Here is a 7123-nt window from a genome sequence, read left to right as displayed (position 1 = left end):
TGGAGAGGGCGATCGATTTCTCCTTCATTTACGAGCTCGTGGAAGATCTTTATTCCGACCGTGGCCGTTATGACAGAATGATTTCCTTTTCCCGCTCGGCCAGTCTCTTGATTTCCTCGTCTGTCCGCTTCAGCCGGTCTGCCAGTTCCCGGAGGATCCTCTCCACATCGGCCAGCACCCCGTCAAGCTGGGACTTGGCATCTGTGATGCGCGAGTGGACCATCCAATCGGTGAACATATTGTCAAAGAAGAAATCGGAGAAATTCAGGAAGTCCCGCTTGTTCACGGTGAGCCGTGCCGTATCGAAATTTTCCACGTCTGCGAGTTCGGACTGGAACCGCCGCAGCGCACTCTGGGCACGGTGGATTTTATCATCGGAGCTGTTGATGCTCGAGTATTTCATCGCGGTGACGACCATCCCGCCCCCGAGGAACGTATCCCACATCGACATCCCTTCCGCACTGCCGAGCTGATCCATGGCAGAACCGAGAACACGCTGGGCTTCCCGCCCCGCATGGATCGCTTCTTCGATCTCCCGCCGCATCGACTGGAGCGCCGCCCGCTCATCCGCGACCTGCTGGAGCTTGCGGACCGATTCGGAATCATTGTTACGCATCCAGATTTCCTTTTCTTTTAAAAACGCTTCCCAGTCGTCATCGAGGAATTCATATTCAGGACGGTCGAGCTCGGCTTTGAGCGCCGACGTTTCCTCTTCCAGGTCCACGAGGAGCTTTTCGGCCTCGTTGAATTTAAGCTCCGCCTCCGCGGCTTCATTCAGTTCCTTTTCCATGATTTCATCCATCTTGCCGGTGAGCTGCCGGAACTTGTTGGCAAATGAAAACCGGCCGAGCTTCAGGACATCGTGCTGCTCTTTCGTCAGCCGGGCCTGCAGCCGGTCGCGCTCCCGCTTCGCTTCCTGCCGTTCCGCCTCTTTTGCATCGTATCTCTTTTTGATCCGGTCCCGCTCCGTCATGCGCATGCGAAGCTCGGTCTGCCGGTCGTAGATTTCCTCTCTGATCATCCGGTCCACCCCCTGCCTTTCCTACGATTTTATCATGGAAAAGATTCACTTCGCGAGCGCCGGATTGACGGGCGTCAAGGCAAGGGTGTGCGGTCGGCGCTATGATGAAATCAAAGGCGGTGATCCGCATGCGTTTTGGTTGGGCGGGAATCCTTTCGCTGCTTCTGCTTCTGGCCGGCTGCGGAGCCGAAGCCTCGGTCGCTGTCCTGCCAGATCCGGTGCCGGACCAGTTGATGGCAGGGGCGAAGGACGGCGTGGCGGTGACGGTTTTGAAGTCCGGAACCGGCGGAGAGCGGACTGTGATCACTTATTCGATTGAAAACAGGAGGGCGGAACCGATCGGATACGGCGGCTATGCCGCGCTCGAGAAGCTGGAACCGGACGGCTGGCACGGCGTCATTTATTCCGATGCGGTGTTTTACCGCAACCCGGGATTCCGGGACTTCGGACAAGTGCTTGCGCCCGGCGGGAAGAAGACACAGCAGCTGGATACCGCAGAACTCGGCGTGAACCTCGTACCCGGAAGGTACCGGGTAGTGAAAACGGCGGTGGCAGACGGCAGTTCGGGCATGGAGATTTCGGTCGCCTCGGAGTTCGGGATCGGGGAGTGAAGAAACAAATCAAGCCGGACAGCGGAGTGGATCCGCTGTCCGGCTTTCAGTTTAGATGCCGTTTTTAATCGCCATGCGTTCCTTCCGGTTGGCGCGGCGGGCCGGGGCCTTGTCGAACAGGGCCTTTTCCGATTTCGTTTCCGGGTAGACCGGCGCGACGGGCGTCGGCTTGTTCTCCTCATCCATCGCAACCATCGTCACGAATGATTCTGTCGTGAGCTTGCGGGCATTGGACAGCAGATCGATCGAGTGGACAGAGACGAACACCTCCATCGATGTCCGGCCCGTCGATACGACGACCGCTTCGATTTCAAGCACTTCCCCGACGCGTGCCGGGGACACGAAATCGACCGAGTCGATGGACGCCGTGACGACGGCGGCCCCTGCATGCTTCATCGCCGCAATCGCACTGATTTCATCCAGGTAGGACAGCACCTGCCCCCCGAAAATCGTCCCGTGGTGATTCGTGTTCGGCGGCATGACGAGTTTCGTCGTCTTTGTCCTTGATTGGCTCATCGGAATCGCTTCGATCGGCATGAGACATGTCCCCTTTCGATATTGAACCGCGGGAATGCGCGGTAACTGGTATGCCCAGTATAACCGAACCCGGACCGCTTTTGCACCGGCAGCCCGATAGGCGAAGTGTTTAGAATCGGGGGACGATTGGAGTGCGGGGTGTGTGAGCGGCGTGGGAATGAGAGCGTGAGGCTGGAATGGGGCGTGGGCGTGGTATATGGGGGGGCCGCCGTGGGGCTGTCGGGGTGGTCATCAATCAGCGGAAGGGCGGTACTCCGATTTTCGATTCCATACTCCGATTTTGCTCCCCTTACTCCGATTTTCGGTTCCATACTCCGAATTCACTCTCCTTACCCCGATATTCGGTTCCATACTCCGATTTCACTCCCCTTACTCCGATTTTCGGTTCCATACTCCGAATTCACTCTCCTTACTCCGATATTCGGCTCCATACTCCGAATTCACTCTCCTTACTCCGATATTCGGTTCCATACTCCGAATTCACTCTCCTTACTCCGATATTCGGTTCCATACTCCGAATTCACTCTCCTTACTCCGATATTCGGTTCCATACTCCGATTTCACTCCCCTTACTCCGATTTTCGGTTCCATACTCCGAATTCACTCGCCTTACTCCGATTTTCGGTTCCATACTCCGATTTCACTCCCCTTACTCCGATTTTCGGTTCCATACTCCGAATTCGCTCCCCTTACTCCGATTTTCGGTTCCATACTCCGAATTCGCTCGCCTTACTCCGATTTTCGGTTCCATACTCCGAATTCGCTCGCCTTACTCCGATTAACCTCCCCCCCTTCATCGCCCCACGCAAAAAGGCTCTCCGCGGGGTGCGGAGAGCCTTTTTCTTATCGTACTGTTACTTCTTTGCCTTCCTTCGCCATCACTTCAGGGTCATAGAGGTGGCAGGCGACTTGGCGGCCGGGTTCGACTTCGCGGAATTCGGGGTCGATCACGGCGCAGCTGTCCATGGCGAACGGGCAGCGGGTGCGGAAGCGGCAGCCGGAGGGGACGTCGGTTGGGCTCGGGACGTCGCCGGTCAGGATGATTTGCTCGCGGGTGCGTTCTTTTTCGGGATCCGGCAGCGGAATGGCGGACAGGAGGGCCTGGGTGTACGGGTGGAGCGGCTTTTCGTACAAGGCCTCGCTTTCTGCCAGTTCCACGATTTTCCCGAGGTACATGACCGCAATCCGGTCGCTGATGTATTTGACCATGGACAAGTCGTGCGCGATGAACAGATAAGTCAGGCCGCGGTCTTTCTGCAATTCTTTCAGAAGGTTGACGATCTGGGCCTGGATCGAGACATCGAGTGCGGCGATCGGCTCGTCTGCGACGATGAACTTCGGCTCGACGGCGAGTGCCCGGGCGATGCCGATCCGCTGGCGCTGGCCGCCGGAGAATTCATGCGGGTAGCGACCGGCGTGGCTTTTGTTCAGCCCGACGAGCTCGAGCAGCTCCTGCACCCGTTTGTCGCGCTCCTTTTGCTTCATGTCCGGGTTATGGATGACGAGGCCTTCGGAGACGATTTCGGCGACGGTCATCCGAGGGTTGAGCGACGAGTACGGATCCTGGAAGATCATCTGCATGTCGTGGTTGAGCCGGCGCTTTGTCGCACGGTCGATGCGGCCGCCGATGTTGGCTCCCCCGAATCCGACTTCGCCGGCGGTCGGCTCGTAGATGCGGGTGAGCGTCCTGCCGACGGTCGACTTGCCGCAGCCGGATTCACCGACGAGACCGAGCGTTTCGCCTTTCTTGATCGAAAAGCTGATACCGTCGACCGCCTTCAGGACGGTTTTGCGGTCGATCCGGAAATGCTTTTTCAAATCCTTTACGACGAGCAGGTCTTCCCGTTGGTCCATGGGGGACGATGTTTCGGTCGTTTGAGTCGTCATGCGGTCACCCCCTCGGCTTCCGCGGCCGCTTCTTCGGCGGAACGGCGGCCTTCTTTGATTTCTGCCGGGACGTGTCCGGCGGGCGTGCGCTCATCGTGCAGCCAGCAGCGCACCGCCTGGGTTTCGCTCATGGCGATGGCGCCCGGGTTGTAGTCGTGGCACACCTTCATCGTGTACGGGCAGCGGGCAGCGAACGGGCAGCCGGTGCCGAGCGCGGACGGATCCGGCGGCGAACCCGGAATCGGGATGAGCGGTTCGGCCCGGCTTGCGTCCAGATTCGGCATCGACCGGAGGAGGCCGAGCGTGTACGGGTGTTGCGGCCGGTAGAAGATCTCATCGAGCGTACCCTGCTCGACGACCTCGCCGGCATACATGACCGCGACCCGGTCCGCCATATTGGCGACGACGCCAAGATCATGAGTGATGAGGATGATGCCGGTGTCCATCTTCTCCTGCAGATTGCGCATAAGGCGGAGAATCTGGGCCTGGATCGTCACGTCGAGCGCGGTCGTCGGCTCGTCGGCGATGAGGATCTTCGGGTTGCAGGCGAGCGCAATCGCAATGACGACCCGCTGGCGCATGCCTCCGGAAAACTGATGAGGATAGGCATCGAGCCGGGACTCCGGATTCGGGATGCCGACAAGTTCGAGCATTTCCTTCGCCCGCTGCCGCGCCTGCTTTTTCGTCAGCGCCGTATGGCGGGAAAGTCCTTCCATGATCTGCTTGCCGATCTTCATCGTCGGGTTGAGCGACGTCATCGGATCCTGGAACACCATCGAGATGTCCGAACCGCGCACCGCCTGGATCTCTTTTTTCGAGAATTTCAGCATGTCCTTCCCCTCATAGCGGATCGCGCCGTCGGGGATGACCGTGTTTTGTTTTGGCAGGAGCTGCATGATCGACTTCGCGGTCACCGATTTGCCGGAGCCGGATTCGCCCACGATGGCGAGCGTCTCCCCTTTTTTCAGCGTGAAGCTGACGCCCCGGACTGCGGGCACCGCCCCGTTTCGGGTCTTGAATGAAACATGCAGGTTGTCGACTTCCAAGATGTTCTGGTCCATTTTCTGACCCTCACTTTCTCATTTTCGGATCGAGCGCGTCGCGCAGTCCGTCTGCCAGCAGGTTGAAGCTGATCATGACGAGGGAAATGACGACCGCCGGGATGAGGAGCTTGTACGGGAACGAGCGGATGGCGTCATAGCCGTCCTCGATGAGCACACCGAGCGAGGCGAGCGGCGCCTGCAGCCCGAGCCCGATGAAGCTCAGGAAAGCCTCGAAGAAAATCGCCGTCGGAATCGTGAACATGACGGTGACGATGATCGGCCCCATGACGTTCGGCAATAAATGCTTGCGCAGCAGCCGCGAGTCGGAGGCCCCTAGCGTCCGGGAGGCGAGCACGAATTCCTGTCCTTTCAGCTGAAGCATCTGGCCGCGGACGACCCGCGCCATGCCGACCCAGCCCGTGATGATCATCGCGAGGATGATCGACCGGATCCCCGGTTCCAGGATGAGGATGAACAGGATGATCACGATCAGGTTCGGGATGCCGGTGAGAATCTCGATGATCCGCTGCATGACGTTGTCGATGCGGCCGCCGTAATAGGCTGAGATGCCGCCGTAGATGACACCGATGATCAGGTCGAGCGCCGCTGCGACGAGCGCGATGAAGAGCGAGATCTGCGTTCCTTTCCAGACGCGCGTCCACAGGTCCCGGCCGAATTCATCCGTGCCGAACCAGTAGTTCGTCTCGATGCCCCGCTCTGCGTATACGTCCGTTCCCGCAACGTCTTTGCCGTTGAAGCCGAGCCATTCGAGGCCGCCGATCTTCGGCGGCAGGTTCGAGTGCGGAATGTGCTGCTCGCGGTAGGTGAATTCATTCATCGACGGGCCGACGATCGCCATGATCGACAGGATGAGCAGGACTGCAAGCGAGATGACGGCGCCCTTGTTCTTGAACAGCCGCTCCCTCGCTTCTTTCCAGAATGTCGGCGCGGGTTTTGCGAGTTCTTCGCGCACCGATTCGGCGAGCGGTTCCGGCGTGAACAGATCGGCGGCCGGCTCGGCCGGCAGACCGTCCGCGCGTCGCAGGCCTGCTTTCAGGTCACCGTCTTTCGGAAACATCATCGTCATGCCTGGCTGCCCCCTTTCAGGTCGATCCGCGGATCAAGGAAGCCGTACAGCACGTCGACGATGAAGACGACGGCGATGAACAGCGCGCTGTAGAAGAGCGTGATGCCCATGATGACACTGTAGTCGAGCACGAGGATCGACAGCGTGAACTGCTCCCCGAGGCCAGGCACGCCGAAGATCTTCTCGATGACGAGCGTTCCGGTCATGATCGACACCGCAAGCGGCCCGAGCATCGTGACAACCGGGATGAGGGCGTTCCGGATCACGTGCTTCCAGATGACGCCGGACTCATTGAGCCCCTTGGCGCGCGCCGTCGTGACGTAGTCCTGTCCGAGCACTTCGAGCATTTCGCTCCGGATGAACCGCGCGACGGTCGCCGTCACGGTCACCGACAGCGCAAGCGACGGCATGATTGTGCTCCAGTAGTTTTCCCAGAGCGCAACCGGCAGCCAGCCAAGCTTGACGCCGATATAGTACTGCATGAGCGCCGCGAAGACGAACGACGGGATCGACATGCCGAGAACGGCGAGCGTCACGGACGAATAGTCGAGCCAGGTGTTGTGGCGGAGCGCCGACACGATGCCGAGGATGAGCCCGAGGATCGCGCCGAACACGAGCCCCTGGAGCCCGATGAATGCGGACGGTCCGACCCGGTCGCCGATCATGCTCATGACCGTGCGCCCCTGGTATTGGAACGAATAGCCGAGGTCGCCCTGCAGCAGGTTTCCGACGTAAGTCAGGTACTGGACCGCGACCGGCTTGTCGAGCCCGTACTTCGCATCAAGGATGGCGCGCTGGGATTCCGTCAGTTTCTCGGCGTTTGAGTAAGGCGTCCCCGGCAGCAGCTGCATGAGGAGAAATGTGGCCGTCACAATGATGAACAGCGTGATGACCGCGTACATGAAGCGTTTCAGCAAGTAGCTTTTCATGATGTCCG

General features: G+C 59.3%; 7 protein-coding genes. 1 reads left to right on the top strand and 6 read right to left on the bottom strand.

The window, feature by feature from the left end; genetic code table 11:
* Positions 1 to 67 precede the first annotated feature (67 nt).
* Positions 68 to 1021 carry a hypothetical protein gene (locus ACFFIY_RS01430; protein ID WP_354194156.1) on the bottom strand — a complete coding sequence of 318 codons (954 nt, stop codon included), beginning with the start codon at positions 1019 to 1021 and terminating at the stop codon, positions 68 to 70.
* Positions 1022 to 1149: 128 nt separating this feature from the next.
* On the opposite strand from ACFFIY_RS01430, the gene ACFFIY_RS01425 reads away from it, so the two are divergent.
* A complete protein-coding gene (locus ACFFIY_RS01425; protein WP_354194154.1) occupies positions 1150 to 1632 on the top strand; it encodes an immunoglobulin-like domain-containing protein in 483 nt (160 codons plus the stop codon).
* A gap of 51 nt (positions 1633 to 1683) precedes the next feature.
* On the opposite strand, the gene ACFFIY_RS01420 is transcribed toward ACFFIY_RS01425, so the two are convergent.
* The 5 genes from ACFFIY_RS01420 to ACFFIY_RS01400 form a co-directional block, all read right to left on the bottom strand.
* On the bottom strand, positions 1684 to 2169 hold the full coding sequence (locus tag ACFFIY_RS01420; protein WP_376837146.1) for an acyl-CoA thioesterase: 486 nt from the start codon (positions 2167 to 2169) through the stop codon (positions 1684 to 1686).
* A gap of 843 nt (positions 2170 to 3012) precedes the next feature.
* Positions 3013 to 4023 carry an ABC transporter ATP-binding protein gene (locus tag ACFFIY_RS01415; protein ID WP_354194809.1) on the bottom strand — a complete coding sequence of 337 codons (1011 nt, stop codon included), beginning with the start codon at positions 4021 to 4023 and terminating at the stop codon, positions 3013 to 3015.
* Positions 4024 to 4052: 29 nt separating this feature from the next.
* Positions 4053 to 5117: an ABC transporter ATP-binding protein gene (locus tag ACFFIY_RS01410; protein ID WP_354194150.1), complete on the bottom strand. Its 1065-nt coding sequence runs from the start codon at positions 5115 to 5117 to the stop codon at positions 4053 to 4055.
* A gap of 10 nt (positions 5118 to 5127) precedes the next feature.
* Positions 5128 to 6177 carry an oligopeptide ABC transporter permease gene (gene opp3C, locus ACFFIY_RS01405; protein WP_376837148.1) on the bottom strand — a complete coding sequence of 350 codons (1050 nt, stop codon included), beginning with the start codon at positions 6175 to 6177 and terminating at the stop codon, positions 5128 to 5130.
* Between the two features lie 5 nt (positions 6178 to 6182).
* Positions 6183 to 7115: an ABC transporter permease gene (locus tag ACFFIY_RS01400; protein WP_354194146.1), complete on the bottom strand. Its 933-nt coding sequence runs from the start codon at positions 7113 to 7115 to the stop codon at positions 6183 to 6185.
* Positions 7116 to 7123 lie beyond the last annotated feature (8 nt).

This window comes from Bhargavaea ullalensis, assembly GCF_042432615.1.
Classification (GTDB): Bacteria; Bacillota; Bacilli; order Bacillales_A; family Planococcaceae; genus Bhargavaea; species Bhargavaea ullalensis.
The sequence above is the reverse complement of the archived record's forward strand: the minus strand, read 5'-3'. Positions and strand labels throughout refer to the sequence as shown.

Bases quoted from the DNA above. Each gene is read 5' to 3' on its own strand.
- ACFFIY_RS01430 (WP_354194156.1), bottom strand. From the start codon at position 1,021: ATGATCAGAGAGGAAATCTACGACCGGCAGACCGAGCTTCGCATGCGC.
- ACFFIY_RS01425 (WP_354194154.1), top strand. From the start codon at position 1,150: ATGCGTTTTGGTTGGGCGGGAATCCTTTCGCTGCTTCTGCTTCTGGCC.
- ACFFIY_RS01420 (WP_376837146.1), bottom strand. From the start codon at position 2,169: ATGCCGATCGAAGCGATTCCGATGAGCCAATCAAGGACAAAGACGACG.
- ACFFIY_RS01415 (WP_354194809.1), bottom strand. From the start codon at position 4,023: ATGGACCAACGGGAAGACCTGCTCGTCGTAAAGGATTTGAAAAAGCAT.
- ACFFIY_RS01410 (WP_354194150.1), bottom strand. From the start codon at position 5,117: ATGGACCAGAACATCTTGGAAGTCGACAACCTGCATGTTTCATTCAAG.
- opp3C (WP_376837148.1), bottom strand. From the start codon at position 6,177: ATGTTTCCGAAAGACGGTGACCTGAAAGCAGGCCTGCGACGCGCGGAC.
- ACFFIY_RS01400 (WP_354194146.1), bottom strand. From the start codon at position 7,115: ATGAAAAGCTACTTGCTGAAACGCTTCATGTACGCGGTCATCACGCTG.